An 18,774-nucleotide genomic window follows, 5' to 3' on the forward strand; every position below is an offset into this window, starting at 1 on the left:
AAGGGCTGGGCCACAGCCTTTCTGTGGCCCGTGACATCTGCCGCGCAAGAGCGGCAGGACTCATTTGGGCGTCAGTACCTCGGTGCCGTTGCCTTCCTTGCCGGCAATCGTCCACAGGCCATGCAGCGAGCCGTCTTCCTGCACTTTGTAGACGACAAGGCCAACCGCCTTGCCCATGACATAGCCGGCGGAGAAGGCATCGTCGTTGCGCATGCAGATACCGTCCGAGGACGAGCCACCTGTCTCCCAATGGATCGTGCAGGTCGTCTCGCTGGTCAGCGTGATCGTCGCGTCGCCACCATAGGACGACCCATCGAAGTTGGTGCCGGCCACGGCATAGGTGCCGCCGATCGACTGGGCCGCCGCGGGCAGGGCCGCGAGGTTGAGCAATGCAAGAGAAAGAATGAGTTTGCGCATATCGTATTCCCCCACTGGGCGAAGAACCGCTCCAGAGCAGAGGCTAGGCCCGAATGGGCTTGCGGTAAATCCGGTGACCGTTTGCGGACAAGACCTTTTCTGGGTGTGATCCCGAAAGGTGCCGTTCTAAAGGATGGGTTCGCAGGGCAAATCGATCACACAGCGGCTCGAGGAAAAACCTTTCGACGAGATCAAATTTGCTCGGCAAGATTCACCAAATTGGTCATTGTAGGCTTCTGATCTTGTCTGGGGAGGTGGTCCATGATGAATGCACGAGGCAATGCGGACAGGCTTGGCACAGGCAGCAGGCGGCACGTTTCGTCGGCTTTCCGGTTCTCTTCTGCACTGGCGGTTATCCTCATGGCGATAGCGCCTGCGCTCGCCGAGAACGACGCTTCGGCGTCGGCAGTCGAACGGATGTCCACGCCGGGTCACGAAGCGGATGAGCTCGCTCGCCGCGTCGGGAAATGGACCGTCGTCAACACGATCTGGCCAACGCCCGGCGCCCAGCCGATCGTGATGACCGGGCTGGTGGCCGAGCGCACGATGATCGGCCCCTTCATGCAGGAGGTGATGCGCCCGGCGCCCGGGTCGAAAATCCCAGACTTCCAGCGGATAGCCTATTTGAGCTATGACCGGGTGGAGGGCCGGTGGAAGTATGTTTCCATGGGCACCCGTTTCCCGGCAGGGATCATGCCCGCCTGGAGTTTTGGTGGCGGAGAGGACGGCAAGATTTCGCTGCTGTTCGAGCCGCTTGGTTTCGTCGGGTTCGGCCCCGAGGTCGAAGGGCGGTTCACGGCCTCCGATTTCGTCATTTCCAAGGACGGCGACAATCACGAAGTGGCCGAGCAGCATTTCCTCCAGGCCAATGGCAGCGGCAAGAAATGGCTTGCCGTACGATACGACTACACGCGTCAACAACCGTGACTCGCTAGCAAAACAATAGGCTGCGAATAAGTTCTGACGTCGCCTGATGCTCACGGTCCCCTGAGGCTGCCGGCGATGGCTCCGACGAGCGGATCGTATTTCGATTTCAGGGCTGGCGGGTAGTCGATCCAGACCGTGCGGATGACACCGTCTTTTCCGAACAGGCGGCGTTCGTAGAAGATGTTTCCGCCTTTGATGCCCGACAGCACCGCCCAGTCCTTGCCGGTCTTGCTGTAGGTGATCTTGTAGCCAGGTTCCTTGCTGGCCCTCTCGGCGGAGACGAAGGCTTTCGGGCTGTCATCATCGATATTGAGGATACCTGAACAGATCAGGCTGGCGCCATCGGCAGTGAGCCACTGCTGTCCATCGCCGTTATCCGGCTCAGGCTGGCGAAGAGTGAAGATTTCATCGGGAAAGGTGCAGACGGTGCCGAAGCGCTCGTTCGTATAGGTAAATGGCGCGGCAACTGCCGTGGTCCCCGCCATCACTCCGAAAAACGTCAGGACTGCAAGAAACCGCTGCACGCCTTGCCTCGCGCTGATACCAAGGCGATTGTTCTTGCACGAAATCGGCGAAAAATCAGCCGCCGGTGACGCTCATATGCCGCGACACCGACGGACGGTTGGTGCGGCGATCGATGATGAAGTCATGGCCTTTGGGCTTTCGGCCGATTGCTTCGTCGATGGCATCGGCGACCAGCTCATTGCCTTCCGACGCACGCAGCGGCGCGCGCAGGTCTGCGGCATCTTCCTGGCCGAGGCACATGTAAAGAGTGCCGGTGCAGGTCAGCCGGACCCGGTTGCAGCTTTCGCAGAAATTATGCGTCATCGGCGTGATGAAGCCCAGCCGCCCGCCGGTCTCGGCGACATGGACATAGCGGGCCGGGCCGCCGGTCTTGTAAGGGATGTCGCTTAGGGTGAACTGGCGCTCGAGTGACGCGCGCAGCAGCGACAGCGGCAAATACTGGTCGGTGCGGTCGGCATCGATCTCGCCCATCGGCATGGTTTCGATGACCGTCAGATCCATGCCGCGGCCATGCGCCCAGCGCAGCATTTCCGGCAATTCGGCGTCATTGAAGTCCTTCAAGGCCACCGCATTGAGCTTTACCTTCAGCCCCGCCGCCTGCGCGGCGTCGATGCCGTCCATGACCTTGTCCAGATTGCCCCAGCGGGTGATCTGGCGGAATTTGTCGGCATCCAGCGTATCCAGCGAGACGTTAATGCGCTTGACGCCGCAGTCGGCGAGCTCGGCGGCAAAGCGGGAAAGCTGCGATCCGTTGGTGGTCAGCGTCAGCTCTTCCAGCGCACCGCTCTCGAGATGCCGCGAAAGCTGGCGTACCAGGTGCATGATGTTCTTGCGCACCAGCGGTTCTCCGCCGGTGAGGCGGAGCTTGCGTACACCCTTTTCGATGAAGACCGTGCAGAGCCGGTCGAGCTCTTCCAGCGACAGCAGGTCCTTCTTGGGCAGGAACGTCATGTCCTCGGCCATGCAATAGGTGCAGCGAAAATCGCAACGGTCGGTGACCGACACGCGCAGGTAGGTGATCGTGCGACCGAAAGGATCGATCATATCCATGCTTATGCGCTTCCCGTGGCCGTGAACGGCTTCGTTATATATGGCTATGTGATACGAGCCAACTTGCCATTCAAGATAGAAGCTCGCGATCTTCGGTAACATTCCGGCGCCGACAGATCATGTCGGAAGTTTCGATGCGGCCTTTTCCCTCGACAGGAAGCGGCGTAGGGAAGGGTGGTTCTCCGCAGGATCCACCACATGACAGCGCCGAAGGAACTCAGGGTCTCGAAGGATCGCAAGCTGCTTTCCGTGACCTTTCCGGGCCATCAGCCGTTCGAATTGCCGGCCGAGTTGCTGCGCGTCGCCTCGCCGTCGGCCGAGGTGCAGGGCCATTCGCCCGAACAGCGCGTCACCGTTCCCGGCAAGCGCAATGTAGCGATCCTTAAGATCGAGCCGGTCGGCAACTATGCCGTGCGCATCACCTTCGACGATTTCCACGACACCGGCATCTTCACCTGGAATTACCTGCATACGCTGGGTCATGAGAAGGATGCGCGCTGGGCCGCCTATCTCGCCGAGCTGGAAGAGAAGGGGCTAAGCCGCGATCGTTGAATGATTCCCGCGGGACGCTCCGGTCAACGCAGGATCGCCAGTATCTCGCTGGTGTCGTGATAAAACGGCGTGCCTTCGATCAGCCGATCATCCTTGAAGCGCAACACTTCGGCAAACGGCTGTTTGATGGTTGCACCATTGGACCGCGATGTCAGTGAAAGCGTGCAGCTCATGAACACCATGTAATCGTTTTGGGCGACCTGAAGGTCCTCCACCGCCACGTCGCTCCAGATTTCCCGCATCTTGCGGAAAAGGGCGCCAACGCCGTCGAGGCCGTTCCAGTCACCGGCATAGGGCAGGGACTGGGGCTCATGCACGACAATCTCGGCATGAAATGCGCTGGCAAGCACATCGAGGCTCTCCGACCCTGATTGCAGGAAACGCATTTCAACGTTGAACATGTTTTCAATAAGTTCCATGGCGGTGCATCGCCGGCCGAGCGGTTTATCCATTTTTGACCTCCGTATCTGTCAGCACGAAAGCGATTTGCGCTTGTTCGCGGTCCCTCGACACCCGTTTCCTGATGAACGACAAACGGCATCGTGTCGTGAAAACGTCATGCGTCTAGAGTAGCGCCGGCAAAGGTTTGGAGACGAAAACATGTCCATGATCACCAGCGTCGAACAGCTCGAAGCTCTCTATGGCCTGCCCGGCGAGGCGTCGGTGGTCAAGGAACTCGACCAGCTGATTCCCGAATACGCAGCCTTCATCGAAGCTTCGCCGTTTGCTGCGCTCGCAACCTGCGGGCCTGAAGGGCTGGACTGCTCGCCGCGCGGCGATCTCGCCGGCTTCGTCCGCATCCACGATCCGAAAACGCTGATGATACCGGACCGGCGCGGCAACAACCGTGCCGATTCGCTGAGGAACATCCTTCGCGATCCGCGCGTCGCGCTTCTGTTTCTGGTGCCGGGCTCCGGCACGACGCTGCGCGTCAATGGCCGCGCCCGCATCACCACCGATCCTGGGCTCTGCGTCTCGTTCGCAGTCGAGGGCAAGCCGGCGCGCTCGGTGACGATCGTCGAGGTCGATGCGGTCTATTTCCAGTGCGCCCGCGCCATCCACCGGTCGGAACTGTGGAATCCGGCAAGGCATGTCGACCCGAGATCGCTGCCGACCCCCGGACAGATCCTGGAGATCACTAGCCGCAAGAACATCGACGGCGAGGTCTACGACAGGGAATGGCCGGAGCGCGCGAAAAAATCGATGTGGTGAAGAAATTTGGTGGTGAGGGAATTTGGTGGTGAAGCCGTCAGGCGGTCTTCAACACCTCGGCAACCCTGCGCATCTGTTCGCCGATCATGTCGCATTGTTCCGGCGTCGACTGGCTCATCGCCTTTTCGATCAGTGTCATGTGGACCTTCAGCGCCTGCATCAGCAGTGCCTCGCCGGCCTCGGTCAACGTCAGCCGCAGCACGCGCTTGTCCTTCTCGTCGCCCTCGCGGCGCAGCAGGCCGCGGGTCTCCAACTGCGGCAAAAGCATGGTGATGTTGGAGCGGCCGACCAGCAGGCGGCGAGCGAGGTCGTGCTGCGACATGCCGGGATGGCGGTAGAGGTTCATCAGCACGTCGAGCTGCGCCGGCTTCAGGTCGAGTGGCGCCAGCTTCACCGCCAGGGTGCGTTCCACCACGTGGCAGGCACGCGCCACCGCGACCCAGTTGCGAAAACGCGGGTTGTCCCAGGGCAGGTCTTGCTTAATGTTCATGTTTGAACTATTATGTTCATGCTTGAACCAATGGATGGATCGCCACTATGGCATCATTTGGACTGAAGGTCATCCGCGGCACGTTCGGCGTGGCCGAGCATGTGGCGCCGCGACTCACCGGGCGCGCCGCATTCGAGCTGTTCTGCCGCACACCGCACGAAAAGAGCTTGAGCCAAGGTGAGCGCCGCGCAATCGATCGCGCCGCCGATTTCATGACCGAAGCGCGCCATCACCGGCTAAAGACCAGAACCGGCTGCGTCATGGTGCATGAATTCCGGCCCGAGCCGGGCAGGGCGTCTGCCGGCACTGTGCTCGTCATCCATGGCTGGCGTTCGCGCACCGAATACATGCGCACGCTGATCAAAGCCTATCGCCATGAAGGCTACAAGGTGGTCTCGCTCGACCTGCCGGGCCACGGCCAGTCGCAGGGCCGCCGGCTTACCTTGGTCAGTGCAGTCGATGCGGCACGGGTTGCCGGCGAATGGTTCGGCCCGTTTGCCGCTATTATCGGCCATTCCTTTGGTGGTGCCGTCGCCGCCAATGCCGTCGCCGGTTCAATCAGAAATATCCCGCCGTTGGCGGCCGGGCGGCTGGTGCTTATCGCTGCGCCGAGCTCCCTGCCTGCGATCTTTGCCGATTTCAGCCGCATGCTGAATGTCGGCTCGCGCTCGCAGGTCGCCATGGCCGACCGGGTCGAGCGCATCGCCGGCCGGCCGTTGCACGAGTTCACCGGCGACCGCCAACTGGCAAGCACGCCGCTGCCGACGCTGGTGATCCACGCGCCGGACGACCGCGAAGTGTCCGCCGATCATGCAAGGCTCTATGCGCGCGCCGGAAACCATGTGCGGCTGTACTGGGCCGACGGGCTCGGCCACCGCCGCATTCTTGCCGACAAGGGTGTGGTGGAGCGTGCCGTTGGCTTCGTTGCGGGCAGGCTGGAGCCGTCTCTGCAGTGATCTGAATGTCTGTTCTTGTCTGCCGGGTTCGATCGTCACGCCGCCCCGGTGCCGGCCATCGCAATCCAAGCCGCCATTGCCCCGGCCACCGTCTCCAGAAGAGCCGAGCGCGACGCGCCGTCGCGCGCCTGGATCGACATGCCGTGCTGCACGGTCGCATAGAAGGTCGCGGCCGTGCCGCAGTCGAAATCGGCCGGCAACTCCCCCTCGGCCACGCCACGCTCGAGCCGTCTCAGCAAGGCTTCGCGGTTTTCGGCGCGGCGACGGCGCAGATCATCGCAGATGGCGCCGCGGCTTGAGTCCTGGTGCAATGCGCCGAGCGCGATCAGGCAGCCTTGCGGGCGACCGGTCTGCGAATACGCCTTGGCTGTCTGCCGCAGGAACCGCTCGACGGCCTGGCGCGCGGTCGGCGCCTTTTCCAGCGCGGACCAGATCTCGGTTCCCTCGACCCGCGTGTAAAGCTCGGTTGCCTCGAGAAACAGCGCTTCCTTGCTGCCGAAGGCGGCATAGAGGCTGGGTGAGTTGATGCCCATTGCAGCGGTCAGGTCGCTTATCGACGCGCCCTCATAACCCTTGGCCCAAAACACTTCCATTGCGCGCCGCAACGCGGCGGCTCGATCGAAGGTGCGGGGGCGGCCTCGTTCCGGCATGGCATCCTTCTGTATTGGTCGATACATAATTCAGTTGACGTGGTTCAGCAAGGCTGGCAAATATTTATGTATCAATCACTACAAAATGGAGAAGCAGATGTCATACAGAAGCTTGAACGGCAAGGCCGCCCTGGTCACCGGCGGCAGCCGCGGCATTGGTGCGGCGATCGCAAGAAGGCTCGCGGCCGACGGCGCAGGCGTGGCGATCACCTATGTGAATGGCGAGGAAGGGGCGCGTGCGGTGGTCAGGGAAATCGAGGCGGCCGGCGGCCGGGGCTTTGCCATCAAGGCCGACAATCGCGATGCTGCGGCGATCGAGGCGGCAGTCGATGAGGCAGCAAAAGCCTTCGGGCGGCTCGACATCCTCGTCAACAGCGCCGGCATCTGGCGCGCTGCGCCGATCGATGCCCTGTCGCTTGCCGACTTCGACGAGACAATGGAGGTAAACCTCAGAGCCCCGTTCGTCGCCGCCAAGGCGGCAGCAGCGCATATGGGCGAGGGTGGCCGGATCATCTCGATCGGCAGCAATCTGGCCGAGCGTGCCACCGACGCCGGCCTGAGCGCCTATTCGGCCAGCAAGGCTGCCTTGGTTGGCCTGACCAAGGCCTTTGCACGCGATCTCGGTCCGCGCGGCATCACCGCCAATGTCGTCCATCCGGGGTCGACCGATACCGACATGAATCCGGCAGCCGGCCCGCACGCCGAGCATCAGCGCCAGAAGATGGCGATGCCTCGCTTCGGCACGGCCGACGAGATCGCCGGCATGGTCGCCTGGCTTGCCGGTCCCGAAGGGCGCTTCGTGACAGGCGCGGCATTGACCATCGACGGCGGCGCCAACGCTTGAGGCTTGGCTCACGGGCACTACCATTGATCGGGGGCGATGGCGGAACCGCTTGACCCGTCACGATGTTGTGAAACCGTTCTGCAACAGACGTTCCGAAATTTATGGAAGCTTAACGAAATCAGTATGAATCAGTGTAGTCACGCCTTACATCCGCCATGCGGTGGGCGAGACCGTGAAAGCGGTGCGGAACGGGATCCGGTTCAACCGGAGCGGGTGATCCATGAAACTCCTTGGAAACAAAGCAACCGTGCTGCCGTTTGCGGTGGCCGCGGCAATGCTGGCCTTCGGGGCGCCGAAGGCTGAAGCGCAAGGGTTCTTCGACATGCTTTTCGGCGGCGGCGTCAAACACGCACCGCCGAAAGGTAACTTTCCGCCGCCGCCGTCAAAATACAAGCCCAAGGCGCCGGCCGCTTCCGGTGGTGGGGGCGGTGGTGGTGCGCAAATCAGCAGCCCATCCTATTATACCTACAAGAGCGATCCGCTGGTGCGCGTCGATTTTTCGGCACTGTCGGCAGCGCCTGAACCGGCAACGCCTCAGGATGCTGCGTTCGAGCCGGCGGCCACCGGGGCTGCATTCCGCGAAGCCATTGCCGGCCTCGACGGCTATGACCTCTACGCCGAGAAGGACATCGCCAAGGCGCTGATCGCCTATTACTCGGCCAATCCAGATTTCATCTGGGTGACGGGAACCAGTCCCAGCAGCCGCGCCCAGGATGCCGTGCGGGTGCTGGGCGAGGCCGCGAGCTACGGCCTGACGCCCGCCGACTACACCGTCGAAGTTCCGGCAGCAGGCGAATCGGCGGGCAATGCCGATGAACGCCTGAAAGAGCTGGTCCGCTTCGAGATGGCGCTGTCGGCGCGTGTCCTGCGCTACGCCCGTGACGCACAAAGCGGCCGCGTCGATCCCAACCGCATGACCGGTTACTACGATTTTCCGCCGAAGCCGCTCGACATGGAAGGCGTGCTGAAGACGCTGGCCCATACCCAGCAAGTGCGCACTTATCTCGAATCGCGGCATCCACAGAATTCCGAGTATCAGGCGCTGCGCGTCGAACTGGAAGCGCTCCAGGCCAGCGCCGAAGACGAAATCACCATCGATCCCAATCTGCTGTTGAAGCCGGGGCAGACCAGCCCCGAGCTGCCGAAGCTGTTGACAAAGATCGCGCGCAATCTCGATGACGAGATGGGCGGCGCCTATGGCGAGGTCCTGGCGAGGCTCGCCACCAGCCAGGTCTACGATCCGGAGCTGGTGCCGGTGATCAAGGCGGTGCAGAAACGGGCCGGCATGAAAGGCGACGGCGTCATCGGCCCGCGTACCGTCGCATCGTTGACCGGAACGTCCAAGGCCGACAAAATTCAGAAGGTTCGGGTTGCGCTCGAAGAGTTGCGCTGGCTGCCTTCCGACCTCGGTAGCCCGCGCGTCTTCATCAACCAGCCGGCTTTCACCGCGAGCTATATCGACGACGGCGAGGAGAAGCTGAAGACCCGCGCCGTCGTTGGCAGGCCCACCAACCAGACTGCTTTCTTCTATGACCAGATCGAGCAGGTCGACTTCCATCCCTATTGGGGCGTGCCGCAGTCGATCCTGGTCAACGAGATGTTGCCGCGGCTGCGCCGGGATCCTGGCTATCTCGACCGCGCCGGCTATGAGGTGGTCAATGCCCGCGGCAAGCGCATTCCCTCCTCCTCGGTCAATTGGGGCGCCTACGGCGCAAAGATACCCTACGGCGTGCGCCAGCTGCCGAGCGAGGCCAATGCGCTGGGCGAGCTGAAGATATTGTTTCCCAACAAGCACGCCATCTACATGCACGATACGCCGCAGAAGTCGTTTTTCCAGCGCGACATGCGCGCGCTCAGCCATGGCTGCGTGCGCTTGCAGGATCCGCGCGGCATGGCGGCTGCCGTGCTCGGCACCTCGGTCGACTATATCGAGGACAGACTGAAACACGGACATTCGACCGAAGATGTGACACGCAAGATCCCGGTCTACGTCGCCTATTTCACCGCATGGCCGGACCTGTCCGGCACCGTCGAATATTTCAACGATGTCTACGGCCGTGACATACGCCTGCAGCAGGCGCTCGACAGCACCGAAGCGGTGCGTTCGCCGGCTAGCTGAGATACGGTTCTAGCGCTGAAACAGCGGACGCCGGAAGCCGGCGTCGCGCCCGGCGATCAGCCAATAGACCAGGCCGGCAACAATGCCTGCCGCGGCAATGATACCGATATCGGCCCAACGCTCCGGGTTCGTGTCGTCTGGTACACTGGGCCAGATCAAGGCGAAGCCGCCAACCGCGGCCGCGGCGCCGAAGATCATATGCAGCCAAAAACTGCGCAGCGAGAAAAACTCGGCAATCAGTGCGAAGATCAGTGTCTGCAGGGCGGTCAGCACGATCGTCAGAAAATAGATGAACATACCAAGCGGCGGCACCAGAAGCACCGCGACGGGTGTGACACCCATGACGTCGAAATAGTTCGATGCATTTGGCAGCGAGCTCAGCCCGCCATAGATCGCCGCCACCGCGATCAAGCCCACCAATACCGCAACGAAATAACCGGCGAGCATCATCAGAACGCGTTTCAATACGTGCTTCGCCGTCGCCATGCCCACCCCCGCGCGCAATGATAGCACCCAGTCAGCCATCAAAGTCATATCTACGCAAGGGTGTGCCGAAGGCCAGGGGCCTTCGAGGCGCGCCACTTTTTAGAATCTGGACCGTTGGCGGACAGCTTCATTTCGGCGCGGTTGTCACCGGATCATAGGTGATTTCGACTTTGGCCTTGTCGTTCGTGTAATAAATGACGGTGTAGGCGCCGCTGTCCCAATCGATTTCCTTGATGTAGCGGAAGTCGTCGCGCTGCTCGACTTTAGCAATGATTTCCGACAGCTTCTTGGCATTCTGCGGCGGCACCGGATTTTCGTCCGCGGCAAAGGCCGATCCGCCGACAAGCAGCACGGCGGCCGCCAAAACAAGTCTGGACATGGCTTTCCCTCACATCTCGATCAGTAGAAACTCGTTTCCATGCAGGTTTGTTCCGGGATCGCGGAGCGTTGCGCTACAGGGAGACGTCGTCCGTACCTGATTTATGGCCGCCGAAAGAACACGGCGACTGCTTAAAATCATGATGCGTCGTCTCAACATCGCGGCCATAATAGTGCCGGTGGTCATTCGGGGGTCTACATGCAAACGCGTCATGCCATCATATTTGTACTTTTCACACTTTCCATCCTGGCCATTTCGATGCCTGTGCAGAAAGCCGCAGCGCTGGAACCTGAGCGCTATACAGTCTATTGCGCCGACGACCGTATCGAGGTTTCGTTCTGGGATATCGAGCAGATGAAGGTGCGGGCCGGCTCCAACGTTTGCCAGTTCCAGAGCTATACGAGCTACAGCAGCGCTTTGAATTTTGCCCAAAAGAATTTTGGCGGCGAGGGGGCTACCTGCAGCTGCTAGCCGCTCTGGCTTGGCTTGAATTTGATTCAGGAAAGCAGATGGTGGGCGATGCAGGGATTGAACCTGCGACCCCACCCGTGTGAAGGGTGTGCTCTCCCGCTGAGCTAATCGCCCGCTCGTTGCCCGAAGGCCAAGCGCGCCGCGATATAAGGGAGGGCGGCCTGCGAAGTCAACCACTTGTCGGTCGGCATCTGGCGGTCCGCCCGATGGGCAGCTTTCAGCCTTCTGCCGCGGCCATCAGCCCTTGGACAAGATCAAGCGTCAGCGAATCGAAATGCGAGATCACCGCCGACGGTTCGAACTCTCGCACATGACGGTCGGTGTAGCCGAAATCGACTGCCACCACCGGAATCCCGGCGGCCTTTGCCGTGTCGATGTCGGTCTGCGAATCACCGACCATCAGTGCACGGTGCGGGTCGCCGCCGGCGCGCGCGATGGTTTGCGTGAGATGGCGCGGGTCGGGCTTGCGGAACGGGAAACTATCCTGACCGCAGATCGCCGCGAAATGCCTGGTCATACCGAGCGCCTCGATCAATGCCACCGAATTGGCCTCGTATTTGTTGGTGCAGATGGCCAGCAGGTAACCGGCTGCCTCGAACCGTGCGACCGCCTCGGGGACGCCGGGGTAGGGGCGCGATTTGCCGGGGATGTTAACGGTGTAATGGTCCAGAAACAGCTTGAGCAGGCGGTCGTGCTCCTCCACTGCCAGCGACCTATGCTGCGCTGCGTGAGCGCGCTCGATCATCACCCGGCCGCCATGGCCGACGAAGCGCTTGAAGCCGGCTTCGTCGACGGCCGCGAGCTGGCTGGCGGCAAGGCTGTGGTTGAGACTGTCGAGCAGGTCCGGCGCCGTGTCGATCAGCGTCCCGTCGAGGTCGAACACGATGATCGGTCGGGTCATGGCCTGTCCTGTGACGATTTGATTGCCGGCAGGCGATAACCGCTGCGGCCCGTTCAGGCAAGCCGGCTTATCCACCGCGGGCAAGGTCCTTTGACCAGCCCGGCAAAAATGCTACGAGCGCCGAAACAAATCTCGGGACCCGGCATGGATGCGAGGCAATTGAAGGTTGAGGCCGCGCGGGCAGCGCTTGCCCATGTCACGGATGGCATGCGGCTCGGCATCGGCACCGGCACGACGGCGGATGAGTTCGTGCGGCTGCTCGCCGACAAGGTCGCCACCGGCCTGACTGTCATCGGCGTGCCGACCTCGGAGCGCACCGCCGTCCTTTGCACCGAGCTTGGTGTGCCGCTGTCCAGCCTCGAGGAAACCCCCGAGCTCGATCTCACCATCGACGGCGCCGACGAGATCGATCCGGCGCTGACGTTGGTCAAGGGCGGCGGCGGCGCGCTGCTGCGCGAAAAGATCGTCGCGGCGGCCTCCGCCCGCATGATCGTCATCGCCGACAGCTCCAAGATGGTCGAAATGATCGGCCGGTTTCCGCTGCCCATCGAAGTCAACCGGTTTGGCCTGCGCGCCACCGAAATTGCGGTCGGCGCGGCGGCTGCAAACCTTGGCCTTTCCGGCCCTGTTACATTGAGGATGACGGGGAGCCAGCCATTTGTTACAGACGGCGGCCATTTTATCCTCGATGCATCTTTTGGCCGCATTCCGGATACAAGAGCGCTTTCGAATGCTCTCCACGCCATTCCGGGCGTGGTCGAGCATGGTCTTTTCATCGGGCTGGCATCAACGGCCATCATAGCCGGCGGCGACGGCATCCAAACCCTCCATGCCGCCCGAAAATCAGGGAGTTTTACCGATCATGATGTTGCATAACCGGGTTGGCCGCTTTTTTGCCATTCTGGCGGCCTCGGCCGTTTTCGCGTTTTCGTCGCCTGCGTTTTCGCAGGACGTCACCGATGCGCATTTGAAGGCGGCGCGCGCCGCCGTCGCGGCGATCCATGCGACGGATACGTTCGACAGCATCCTGCCGCAAGCGGCCGCGGCACTGGAGCAGCAGCTGATCCAGAAGAACCCGGACATGCAGGAACTGATCGCCAAGACGATCAACGAGAAGGCGATGGCCCTGGCTTCGCGCCGCGCCGACCTGGAAAAGGAAGCGGCGCTCGCCTATGCAAAGGTGTTCTCGGAAAAGGAACTCAATGAAATTGCCGCCTTCTACAATTCCGATTCCGGCAAGAAGCTGCTCGACAACGGCCCGATCGTGACGCGCGAACTGGTGAAGGCTGCCGAGATCTGGCAGAACGGCCTGGCTCGCGATCTCGCCCAGCAGGTCGGCGAGACCCTGGGTGCAGCGGCGAATGCAAAGGCGCCGGCTGCACCTGCCGACGGTACCGCTCCGGCCGATGGCGCAGCTCCCGCGGACGCCACACCGAATTGATTGCCGACTTCCGAGGGGCCTGACCGCCACTGGACCAGAAAGCCCGGCAAGTCCGGGCTTTTCTTTTGATAGTCGGCAGCCTACCTGTCTCGGTGTTTGAGGGGCAAGGAGTTCAGCCATGGCCGGTTACGACTACGATCTTTTCGTCATCGGCGGCGGCTCCGGCGGGGTGAGGGCGGCGCGCGTCGCGGCCGCACTCGGCAAGCGTGTCGGCATTGCCGAGGAATACCGCTATGGCGGCACCTGCGTGATCCGCGGATGCGTGCCGAAGAAGCTATATGTCTACGCCTCGCAATTCCCCGAGCATTTCGCCGACGCCGCCGGCTATGGCTGGACGGTGCCTGAGGCGCGTTTCGACTGGCAAAAGCTGGTCGCCAACAAGGATCGGGAAATCAGCCGGCTGGAGGCCATCTACAAGAAGAACGTGCAGGGCGCCGGCGGCCAGGTCTTTCATTCGCGCGCCACCCTGGTCGATCGGCATGTGGTGCATCTTCTCGGTGAGGATCGCAGCGTTAGCGCCGACCAGATCCTGATCGCTACCGGCGGGCGCCCGGCGCCGCATCCGGCATTGCCCGGCCATGAGCACTGCATCTTTTCCAACGAGGCCTTCGATCTAAAGGAGTTGCCGAAGGCAATCATGATCGAGGGCGGCGGCTATATCGCCGTCGAATTCGCCAACATCTTTCATGGACTTGGCGTCGACACGACGCTGGTCTACCGCGGCAAGGAGATCCTCAGCCGTTTCGACATGGACCTCAGACGCATGCTGCACGACACGATGGAAAAGAAAGGGATAAGAATCCTCTGCCACGCCGTGTCCGAGTGGGTCAGGAAGCGGCCTGACGGCCGACTCGACGCGCTTGTCACCGGCGGCACGGTGCTGACGGTCGACCAGGTTATGCTCGCCATCGGCCGCATTCCCAATACCGAGAACATGGGCCTGGAGGGCATCGGCATCGAAATGACCAAGACCGGGGCAATCCAAGTCGACGAATACTCCCGCACCAATATCGACAATATCTGGGCAATCGGTGACGTCACCCACCGCGTGCAATTGACGCCGGTGGCAATCCACGAAGCGATGTGCTTCGTCGAGACCGCCTTCAAGGACAATCCGACGGCGCCCGACCACGACACGATCGCTACCGCAGTCTTTTCGCAGCCCGAGATCGGCACTGTCGGCCTGTCGGAGGATGAGGCGGCAAAGCGCTTTTCGGACCTTGAAATCTACCGCGCCACCTTCCGGCCGATGCGGCACACACTTTCCGGCCGCGACGAAAAGATGCTGATGAAGCTGGTCGTCGACGGCGCCTCGAAAAAGGTCCTCGGCGCCCACATCCTCGGGCCGGATGCCGGCGAAATGGCGCAGCTTCTCGGCATACCGCTGAAGGCCGGCCTGACCAAGGATGATTTCGATCGCACCATGGCGGTGCATCCGACCGCGGCGGAAGAACTCGTCACCATGTACAAGCCGACTTACCGGGTGAGAGATGGTGAGCGCGTCTGACGCGACAATAAACCCATCGCGGCAACGAAATTGCCGCGATGGAAGTGCGTGAGTTTTTTTACAGCAGCGTTCCGCGCAGGATCACCAGCGCCACAGAAAAATAGATCACCAGCCCGGTGACATCGACCAGCGTGGCGACGAACGGGGCCGATGCGCTGGCCGGGTCGAAGCCGATGCGCTTCAGGGCGAACGGCAGCATCGATCCAGACAGCGAGCCGAAGGTGACGATGCCAACCAGCGTGGCGCCGATCGTCATTGCGATCAGAGGCCAGTGTGGGCCATAGTCGTAGAAGCCGAGATACTGCCAGAGCGCGATGCGGCAGACGCCGACCACGCCAAGAATCGAGCCAAGCACCAGGCCGGTGGGCAGCTCGCGCAATGCCACCCGCCACCAGTCGCCAAGGCTGATTTCGCGCAGCGCCAGCGCCCGGATGACGAGCGAGGTCGCCTGCGAGCCGGAATTACCGCCGGAGCTCATGATCAATGGAATGAACAGGGTCAGCACGATCGCCTTTTCCAGCTCGCCTTCGTAGCTCTGCATCGCGTTTGCGGTCAGCATCTCGCTAATAAACAGCGCGCACAGCCATCCGGCGCGTTTCTGGATCATCGCCAGAAAGCCCATCTTCATATAGGGCTCGTCCAGAGCCTCCATGCCGCCGAAACGATGCACGTCCTCGGTCGTTTCCTCGATCATCGTGTCGATAATATCGTCGATGGTAACGATGCCGAGGAGCTTGGCGTTATCCACGACCGGGACGGCGAGCAGATCGTATTTCGAGATCAGCTGAGCAACCTTTTCACTATCGGTCAGCGGTGAAACGGTGATAGGCGCACGATCCGGCGCTATTGCCATGATCAGCTCGTCGGGCTCGCCAGCGATCAGTCGACGCAGGCTGGTCGAGCGCAACAGGACATGCGTTTGCGGATCGACGATGTAGATCGCGTAGACGGTTTCGCGAGTCCGCTCCACCTTGCGGATATAATCCAGCGTGCGGGCCACGCTCCAGTCCGGCGGCACGCTGACATATTCGGTCGTCATGAGCGAGGCGGCGCTGCCCTCGGGGTAGCCGAGAATGGCAAGCAGCGTCGCGCGCAGCGGTGGCGCCAGGCCACCAAGCAGCTCGGAACGAGCCGGTTCATTCAGATCGCGCAGTATGTCGGCGGCGCGGTCGACCGACATGGCCGCAAGCAGTCTGCCTGCCTTGACGCGGGGCAGCGCCTCGACGAGCTCGGATGCGCCGTCGAGTTCAGGCTGGTCAAAGATTTCGACCAGCCGCTCGAACGGCACCTCGCAGAGCAGCTCCGATGCCGTCTCGCGGGGCTCCTGGTTCAAGGCCTCGACGATGTCGGCGATGTGTTCGTTTGCAAGCACGCGCGCGATGGCGATGGCATCGCCGCCCGCTAGGGGGGAAAACTCGTTCATGGCTCACTCCTTGCCGTCCGGCAGGACGTGAGCCTGTCAGGTCACATCAAGCGGACGGCGGTTGCGTTCGACTGTGACTGTCGCCAGGCATGGCGCGGTGACCTTTCTGCTCGCGGGTTCGAGTTGAGATTCTGCAAGCCGGCGCAACATAGGAGAGCGCCTTGCCGAGTCAATCGCGAGAGCGGGTTAAAGCGGCGGCAAACCGACTGGATCGCGAGACTGTGATCGGGCGACGTGGCAGGCTGGCTGGATGCCGGCAGTGGTGCCGCGGCTATCTCTGCTTCAGCCGGCGGGGAAAGCGTAGCCACTTGTCCTCGGCCGGCCGCGTCGGCTGCGTGAGGATGGTGGTGAGCTCGACCGGCAAGCTCGGAACCAGCGGCTTCTTGGTGGCGACGCCGTCGGCGATCGCAACCACGCTGTGGTAGAATTCGGTGCCCGCGAGCGATCTCGGCGGCGTCGCCTCATGCATGATCGAGATCACAGTTGCATCAGGGCAATTGTCCTTGATCGCCTGGTGGAAGGCGATCCGTCCATCGGGGTCGAGCGCGCCAGTGGCTTCATCGAGGAACAGCAATCCCGGCTGCTGCAGCACGATGCGGGCGACAACCAGCTTCTGTTTCTGCCCACCCGAGAGAACCTGATCCCAGATCTTTCCTTCACGGCTCTCATCGGCCAAATGCTCGATGAAATCGCCGAGGCCGGCCTTGTGCAGGGCGGATGCGACCTGCGCGTCGGCATAATCGTGCTCGGAACCGGGCAGGCAGACCAGTTGCTTCAGTGAAACCTGCTGCAGCTTCACCTCCTGGGCGGCGTAGAAACTCCTGACCCCCTCAGGGAAGACGATGGTGCCGCGGCCGTAAGGCCACAGGCCGTTGATCGCCTTGATCAGCGAGGTCTTGCCGCAACCGGATTCGCCCTTGAGAAACGTCCATTCGCCACGCCGGAAGCGCAAATTCGCGGCACTCAGGAAGGGCGTTGCGTCCTCGCCCTGATGCGCCAGTTCGAGCTTCTGGATGGTCAGGCCGAAAACCGGGTTTTGGCGGTCGTAGCGAAAATCGGAGCGGCCGGTCTGCTGATAAAATTCCTGCGGGTGCTGGACGTTTTCGATCGCGTTTGCGAGTTCGGTGACGCGCTGGCTGTTGGCCCGCAGCGCGGCGATGGCAGGCATGACGTGGATGAACCACGAGCATTGACTGATCAGCGAGTTGACCATCTCGGAGCCGGTTATGTAGCCCTTGAGATCGAAGCCGTTATGGATAAAGGGAACCAAGCCTGGCCCGTAGGCGACAATGCGGGCACCGATGAAATTGTAGATCAGCTCGAACGAATTGTAGCCTGTGTTGACGATGTTCAGCCGCGCCCAGGTGCGGTCGATGTCGACATAGCGCTGGGTGTGCACTGCCTTCTGCACGTTCTCGCCTTGCGATGCGGCGACATGAAAACTGCGGCGCAGGAACGTGATCAGCTCGCCGCGATAGCTGCCTTCGGCTTGCTGCATCCTGACATTGAGCCGTTCCAGCAGCCTGCCCAGCTTGACAGCGATCCAGGTGTTCAACGGCACGTAGGTGGCGACCGCCAGAAAGGCGAGGACGGCGCTGCCATAGCTGCCGAGGAACTCCAGCCCTTTGACCTCCGCCGAGTGTGCAAGCAGTTGCTGGCCAACGAAATACAATGAAGTAGCAACGGCAAGAACCCCCATCGCGAGGCCGATGGCGCCGCCCGTCATGTCCTTGATCGATTCCTGGATGCGCTGATCGATATTGTCGGGAGCGGCGGCACCTGACGAGCCATGCTGAGCGTGGAAATGCGTGTGATTGGCGTCAAGCAGGGCTTCGTTGAACTGGCTGTCCAGCCAGCCGCGCCACTTGCGATGCAATGTTGCGGATACCAGGCTGCGGATACCGGTAAAACCCGCATCCTTGAGCAAGACCAGGAGGACAAGTATCCCGGCATTGGTCAGCAGTGTCTGAAGCGGGGTGGTGTTGGCGGCATCGTGGAAAAAGGCGATCGAGTTGACCAGCTCTCCGGATGCTACGGCAAACCAGACGCCTGACTTGCTGGAGAGCGCGGTGAGCAGGGCGATCACCAGTGTCAGCGTCCAGGCTTCCATCCAGCGGTCTGAGAACCAGTAGGCCCGCATCAGTCCCCAGAAGCTGCGCATCGACGATACGGGCGTCAGGGGCGACTGCCTTGCGGCACCGCGGAGCCATTTTTCCGATATTGAATGTCGCGTTGGTCTATCGACCCGAATCACTATCCCGCCCAAACGATTTTTCTTTTGTTACGGACAGTAACACCAATTGATCATTTTCCATTAGCTTTTCTCCGGCCGCCGACGGCTTAGCTCGCCGGCCGTTGCAGTGGAGCAACAGAATGAATGATCTCGGCGCTAGGCCGTCACGTTTCGAGGGGCGGAATACCAAG

General features: G+C 61.7%; 21 protein-coding genes and 1 tRNA gene. 10 read left to right on the forward strand and 12 right to left on the reverse strand.

What is annotated here, in order from left to right; all coding sequences use genetic code 11:
* Positions 1-60 precede the first annotated feature (60 nt).
* On the reverse strand, positions 61-417 hold the full coding sequence (locus tag RQ479_RS05915) for a hypothetical protein (RefSeq protein ID WP_292653577.1): 357 nt from the start codon (positions 415-417) through the stop codon (positions 61-63).
* A 261-nt stretch (positions 418-678) separates the two neighbouring features.
* On the opposite strand from RQ479_RS05915, the gene RQ479_RS05920 reads away from it, so the two are divergent.
* Positions 679-1,344, forward strand: coding sequence for a DUF1579 family protein (locus RQ479_RS05920; protein ID WP_376704419.1), 666 nt, complete (start codon positions 679-681; stop codon positions 1,342-1,344).
* Positions 1,345-1,394: 50 nt separating this feature from the next.
* On the opposite strand, the gene RQ479_RS05925 is transcribed toward RQ479_RS05920, so the two are convergent.
* Together RQ479_RS05925 and moaA are read right to left on the reverse strand one after the other, a co-directional pair.
* Positions 1,395-1,868 (reverse strand): hypothetical protein, encoded by a 474-nt coding sequence (locus tag RQ479_RS05925; RefSeq protein WP_352466216.1) that lies wholly within the window; start codon positions 1,866-1,868, stop codon positions 1,395-1,397.
* 55 nt (positions 1,869-1,923) lie between these two features.
* Positions 1,924-2,919, reverse strand: a complete 996-nt coding sequence (gene moaA / locus RQ479_RS05930; protein ID WP_376704420.1) for a GTP 3',8-cyclase MoaA — start codon at positions 2,917-2,919, stop codon at positions 1,924-1,926.
* A gap of 198 nt (positions 2,920-3,117) precedes the next feature.
* Between moaA and RQ479_RS05935 the strand changes: the two genes are divergently transcribed.
* Entirely contained in the window at positions 3,118-3,471 is a 354-nt protein-coding gene (locus RQ479_RS05935) for a gamma-butyrobetaine hydroxylase-like domain-containing protein (protein ID WP_023717628.1), read from the forward strand.
* A 23-nt stretch (positions 3,472-3,494) separates the two neighbouring features.
* Here the strand turns inward: RQ479_RS05935 and RQ479_RS05940 are convergent, their stop codons facing one another.
* Positions 3,495-3,923, reverse strand: a complete 429-nt coding sequence (locus RQ479_RS05940; RefSeq protein WP_376704421.1) for a nuclear transport factor 2 family protein — start codon at positions 3,921-3,923, stop codon at positions 3,495-3,497.
* A gap of 148 nt (positions 3,924-4,071) precedes the next feature.
* Here RQ479_RS05940 and RQ479_RS05945 point away from each other — a divergent pair, with 148 nt between their 5' ends.
* Positions 4,072-4,683, forward strand: a complete 612-nt coding sequence (locus RQ479_RS05945; RefSeq protein WP_376704422.1) for a pyridoxamine 5'-phosphate oxidase family protein — start codon at positions 4,072-4,074, stop codon at positions 4,681-4,683.
* Positions 4,684-4,720: 37 nt separating this feature from the next.
* Here the strand turns inward: RQ479_RS05945 and RQ479_RS05950 are convergent, their stop codons facing one another.
* On the reverse strand, positions 4,721-5,173 hold the full coding sequence (locus tag RQ479_RS05950; protein WP_352666701.1) for a MarR family transcriptional regulator: 453 nt from the start codon (positions 5,171-5,173) through the stop codon (positions 4,721-4,723).
* Positions 5,174-5,220: 47 nt separating this feature from the next.
* Here RQ479_RS05950 and RQ479_RS05955 point away from each other — a divergent pair, with 47 nt between their 5' ends.
* On the forward strand, positions 5,221-6,129 hold the full coding sequence (locus RQ479_RS05955; protein ID WP_376704423.1) for an alpha/beta hydrolase: 909 nt from the start codon (positions 5,221-5,223) through the stop codon (positions 6,127-6,129).
* A 35-nt stretch (positions 6,130-6,164) separates the two neighbouring features.
* Here RQ479_RS05955 and RQ479_RS05960 read toward each other — a convergent pair whose 3' ends face one another.
* On the reverse strand, positions 6,165-6,779 hold the full coding sequence (locus tag RQ479_RS05960) for a TetR/AcrR family transcriptional regulator (RefSeq protein WP_352719459.1): 615 nt from the start codon (positions 6,777-6,779) through the stop codon (positions 6,165-6,167).
* Positions 6,780-6,876: 97 nt separating this feature from the next.
* Between RQ479_RS05960 and RQ479_RS05965 the strand changes: the two genes are divergently transcribed.
* Both RQ479_RS05965 and RQ479_RS05970 read left to right on the forward strand, forming a co-directional pair.
* On the forward strand, positions 6,877-7,623 hold the full coding sequence (locus RQ479_RS05965) for a 3-oxoacyl-ACP reductase family protein (RefSeq protein ID WP_376704424.1): 747 nt from the start codon (positions 6,877-6,879) through the stop codon (positions 7,621-7,623).
* A 220-nt stretch (positions 7,624-7,843) separates the two neighbouring features.
* On the forward strand, positions 7,844-9,742 hold the full coding sequence (locus RQ479_RS05970) for a murein L,D-transpeptidase (protein ID WP_376704425.1): 1,899 nt from the start codon (positions 7,844-7,846) through the stop codon (positions 9,740-9,742).
* A gap of 9 nt (positions 9,743-9,751) precedes the next feature.
* Here the strand turns inward: RQ479_RS05970 and RQ479_RS05975 are convergent, their stop codons facing one another.
* Positions 9,752-10,228 (reverse strand): hypothetical protein, encoded by a 477-nt coding sequence (locus RQ479_RS05975; RefSeq protein ID WP_376705876.1) that lies wholly within the window; start codon positions 10,226-10,228, stop codon positions 9,752-9,754.
* Positions 10,229-10,355: 127 nt separating this feature from the next.
* Complete coding sequence (locus RQ479_RS05980) at positions 10,356-10,607, reverse strand: PepSY domain-containing protein (RefSeq protein WP_292653589.1); 252 nt, start codon at positions 10,605-10,607, stop codon at positions 10,356-10,358.
* Positions 10,608-10,805: 198 nt separating this feature from the next.
* Here RQ479_RS05980 and RQ479_RS05985 point away from each other — a divergent pair, with 198 nt between their 5' ends.
* On the forward strand, positions 10,806-11,078 hold the full coding sequence (locus tag RQ479_RS05985; RefSeq protein WP_352914720.1) for a hypothetical protein: 273 nt from the start codon (positions 10,806-10,808) through the stop codon (positions 11,076-11,078).
* Between the two features lie 39 nt (positions 11,079-11,117).
* On the opposite strand, the gene RQ479_RS05990 is transcribed toward RQ479_RS05985, so the two are convergent.
* Together RQ479_RS05990 and RQ479_RS05995 are read right to left on the reverse strand one after the other, a co-directional pair.
* Positions 11,118-11,192: transfer RNA gene (locus RQ479_RS05990), tRNA-Val, on the reverse strand.
* 103 nt (positions 11,193-11,295) lie between these two features.
* A complete protein-coding gene (locus tag RQ479_RS05995) occupies positions 11,296-11,979 on the reverse strand; it encodes a phosphoglycolate phosphatase (protein WP_376704426.1) in 684 nt (227 codons plus the stop codon).
* Positions 11,980-12,123: 144 nt separating this feature from the next.
* On the opposite strand from RQ479_RS05995, the gene rpiA reads away from it, so the two are divergent.
* The 3 genes from rpiA (at position 12,124) to gor (ending at position 14,927) form a co-directional block, all read left to right on the forward strand.
* The gene (rpiA, locus tag RQ479_RS06000) at positions 12,124-12,855 is read left to right on the forward strand and encodes a ribose-5-phosphate isomerase RpiA (protein ID WP_376704427.1); all 732 of its coding nucleotides are present in this window, start codon (positions 12,124-12,126) and stop codon (positions 12,853-12,855) included.
* Positions 12,842-13,420: a DUF2059 domain-containing protein gene (locus tag RQ479_RS06005; protein WP_352448901.1), complete on the forward strand. Its 579-nt coding sequence runs from the start codon at positions 12,842-12,844 to the stop codon at positions 13,418-13,420. Before rpiA ends, RQ479_RS06005 begins: the two co-directional genes overlap by 14 nt.
* 118 nt (positions 13,421-13,538) lie before the next feature.
* On the forward strand, positions 13,539-14,927 hold the full coding sequence (gene gor / locus RQ479_RS06010; protein WP_376704428.1) for a glutathione-disulfide reductase: 1,389 nt from the start codon (positions 13,539-13,541) through the stop codon (positions 14,925-14,927).
* 58 nt (positions 14,928-14,985) lie between these two features.
* On the opposite strand, the gene mgtE is transcribed toward gor, so the two are convergent.
* Positions 14,986-16,350: a magnesium transporter gene (gene mgtE, locus RQ479_RS06015; protein WP_376704429.1), complete on the reverse strand. Its 1,365-nt coding sequence runs from the start codon at positions 16,348-16,350 to the stop codon at positions 14,986-14,988.
* A gap of 271 nt (positions 16,351-16,621) precedes the next feature.
* Positions 16,622-18,511, reverse strand: coding sequence for an ABC transporter ATP-binding protein/permease (locus RQ479_RS06020; protein WP_376704430.1), 1,890 nt, complete (start codon positions 18,509-18,511; stop codon positions 16,622-16,624).
* Positions 18,512-18,774: the final 263 nt, after the last annotated feature.

Source organism: Mesorhizobium sp. ISC25, assembly GCF_042295465.1.
In the GTDB taxonomy this organism is placed as follows: domain Bacteria; phylum Pseudomonadota; class Alphaproteobacteria; order Rhizobiales; family Rhizobiaceae; genus Mesorhizobium.

What these genes read in the sequence shown, in the direction of transcription:
- RQ479_RS05915 (WP_292653577.1), bottom strand. Translation starts at nt 417, where the DNA reads ATGCGCAAACTCATTCTTTCTCTTGCATTGCTCAACCTCGCGGCCCTG.
- RQ479_RS05920 (WP_376704419.1), top strand. Translation starts at nt 679, where the DNA reads ATGATGAATGCACGAGGCAATGCGGACAGGCTTGGCACAGGCAGCAGG.
- moaA (WP_376704420.1), bottom strand. Translation starts at nt 2,919, where the DNA reads ATGGATATGATCGATCCTTTCGGTCGCACGATCACCTACCTGCGCGTG.
- RQ479_RS05935 (WP_023717628.1), top strand. Translation starts at nt 3,118, where the DNA reads ATGACAGCGCCGAAGGAACTCAGGGTCTCGAAGGATCGCAAGCTGCTT.
- RQ479_RS05940 (WP_376704421.1), bottom strand. Translation starts at nt 3,923, where the DNA reads ATGGATAAACCGCTCGGCCGGCGATGCACCGCCATGGAACTTATTGAA.
- RQ479_RS05945 (WP_376704422.1), top strand. Translation starts at nt 4,072, where the DNA reads ATGTCCATGATCACCAGCGTCGAACAGCTCGAAGCTCTCTATGGCCTG.
- RQ479_RS05950 (WP_352666701.1), bottom strand. Translation starts at nt 5,173, where the DNA reads ATGAACATTAAGCAAGACCTGCCCTGGGACAACCCGCGTTTTCGCAAC.
- RQ479_RS05955 (WP_376704423.1), top strand. Translation starts at nt 5,221, where the DNA reads ATGGCATCATTTGGACTGAAGGTCATCCGCGGCACGTTCGGCGTGGCC.
- RQ479_RS05960 (WP_352719459.1), bottom strand. Translation starts at nt 6,779, where the DNA reads ATGCCGGAACGAGGCCGCCCCCGCACCTTCGATCGAGCCGCCGCGTTG.
- RQ479_RS05965 (WP_376704424.1), top strand. Translation starts at nt 6,877, where the DNA reads ATGTCATACAGAAGCTTGAACGGCAAGGCCGCCCTGGTCACCGGCGGC.
- RQ479_RS05970 (WP_376704425.1), top strand. Translation starts at nt 7,844, where the DNA reads ATGAAACTCCTTGGAAACAAAGCAACCGTGCTGCCGTTTGCGGTGGCC.
- RQ479_RS05975 (WP_376705876.1), bottom strand. Translation starts at nt 10,228, where the DNA reads ATGGCGACGGCGAAGCACGTATTGAAACGCGTTCTGATGATGCTCGCC.
- RQ479_RS05980 (WP_292653589.1), bottom strand. Translation starts at nt 10,607, where the DNA reads ATGTCCAGACTTGTTTTGGCGGCCGCCGTGCTGCTTGTCGGCGGATCG.
- RQ479_RS05985 (WP_352914720.1), top strand. Translation starts at nt 10,806, where the DNA reads ATGCAAACGCGTCATGCCATCATATTTGTACTTTTCACACTTTCCATC.
- RQ479_RS05995 (WP_376704426.1), bottom strand. Translation starts at nt 11,979, where the DNA reads ATGACCCGACCGATCATCGTGTTCGACCTCGACGGGACGCTGATCGAC.
- rpiA (WP_376704427.1), top strand. Translation starts at nt 12,124, where the DNA reads ATGGATGCGAGGCAATTGAAGGTTGAGGCCGCGCGGGCAGCGCTTGCC.
- RQ479_RS06005 (WP_352448901.1), top strand. Translation starts at nt 12,842, where the DNA reads ATGATGTTGCATAACCGGGTTGGCCGCTTTTTTGCCATTCTGGCGGCC.
- gor (WP_376704428.1), top strand. Translation starts at nt 13,539, where the DNA reads ATGGCCGGTTACGACTACGATCTTTTCGTCATCGGCGGCGGCTCCGGC.
- mgtE (WP_376704429.1), bottom strand. Translation starts at nt 16,350, where the DNA reads ATGAACGAGTTTTCCCCCCTAGCGGGCGGCGATGCCATCGCCATCGCG.
- RQ479_RS06020 (WP_376704430.1), bottom strand. Translation starts at nt 18,511, where the DNA reads ATGCGCAGCTTCTGGGGACTGATGCGGGCCTACTGGTTCTCAGACCGC.